This window comes from Pseudomonas sp. WS 5410 (genome assembly GCF_012985645.1).
GTDB classification, from domain to species: Bacteria; Pseudomonadota; Gammaproteobacteria; order Pseudomonadales; family Pseudomonadaceae; genus Aquipseudomonas; species Aquipseudomonas shahriarae.
The window spans coordinates 1-1,462 of sequence record NZ_JAAQWS010000046.1 but is presented as its reverse complement, the minus strand read 5'-3'; the positions used below and the strand labels follow the sequence as shown (position 1 = coordinate 1,462).

1 pseudogene is annotated in these 1,462 nt (G+C 62.4%); it reads left to right on the top strand.

Annotated elements, in window-relative coordinates:
- Positions 1-1,462 (top strand): annotated as a pseudogene (locus HBO24_RS29275) (RHS repeat protein); the annotation flags it as partial.

Sequence of the window (1,462 nt, the reverse complement as noted above, 5' to 3'; positions counted from 1 at the left end):
CCTACGAGTATGAGGATGGCTTCGTACGGGTCATGCGCCGGGGTGAGGCGGTCTGGAAGTACCAGCGTAATGATCAGGGCGCGATCACGCGCCAGACTGATCCAGCCGGCAATGTCACCGAGTACAGCTATGACAAGCGTGGCCAGCTTTTAGCGGTTTGGTACCCGGACCACAGCTGTCAGCGCCTGACGTGGAACGATCTTGGCCAGTTGATTGGGGAACAACTGCCCAATGGCGGCGTACGGCGTTATCGCTATGACGACCTGGGCCGGCAGATTGCCCGCGAGGATGAACATGGCGCGCTGACCCAGTATCACTGGGACGCGGTGGGCCGGCTGATCAAGGTGGTAATGCCAGGCGGCGCCACCCGCGAATTGAGCTACAACCCCTACGGAAAAATCACCGCCGAGCGCGATGAACTGGGGCGTGTGACCCGGTATGAATATGCCGATGGCTTGCACCTGATCAGTCGCCGGATCAACCCCGATGGCTCTCAACTCAAGTACCGCTACGACAACACCCGCCTGCTACTGACCGAGATCGAAAACGAGGCAGGTGAGCGCTATCAACTGGAGTACCACGCTAACGGCCTGATCCAGCAGGAAACCGGCTTCGACGGCCAACGCACCGCCTACGTCTACGACCTCAACGGCCACCTGCAGGAAAAAACCGAGTTTGGCGACGATGACCGTCAGTTGGTTACCACCTACCAGCGCGATAACGCCGGCCGCCTCGTCCGAAAAAACCTGCCCGATGGCAGCACCGTGGATTACACCTACGACCGCCTCGGCAATCTGCTTAGCGTCGACGACGGCCACTGGCCGCTGCATTACGAATACGACCCGCAAAGCCGCCTGACCGCCGAGCACCAAGGCTGGGGCACCCTGCGTTATGGCTACGACCACTGCGGCCAGCTCGAAACCCTGCGCCTGCCGGACAACAACCGCCTGACCTTCAACCACGACAAGGGCGGCCACCTTGCCACTATCGACCTGAATGGCCGGACACTCAGCTCGCACCTGTTCAAAGCAGGCCGCGAACACCAGCGCCAGCAAGGCCAACTGCTGAGCCACTACCACTACGACGACCAGGGCCGCCTGGCCCAACACGAACACCGCCACGGCCTTCGCCGCTACACCTACGACAACAGCGGCAACCTCACCCGCCTGCTCGACACCCGCAAGGGCCAGCACGACTACCACTACGACCCCCTCGACCGCCTGACCCGCGCCGACCACTCCCAGGATCCCACCGAACGCTTCGCCCACGACCCGGCGAACAACCTGCTGATGCAAGACCGCCCAGGCCCCGGCATCGTCGTCGGCAACCGCCTGTTACTGCAAGGCGACCGGCATTACGACTACGACGCCTTCGGAAACCTCATACGCGAACGCCGTGGCCGCGCGCAGCAGTTAGTCACCGAATACCGCTACGACTGCCAGCACCGCCTGATCGGCGTGAC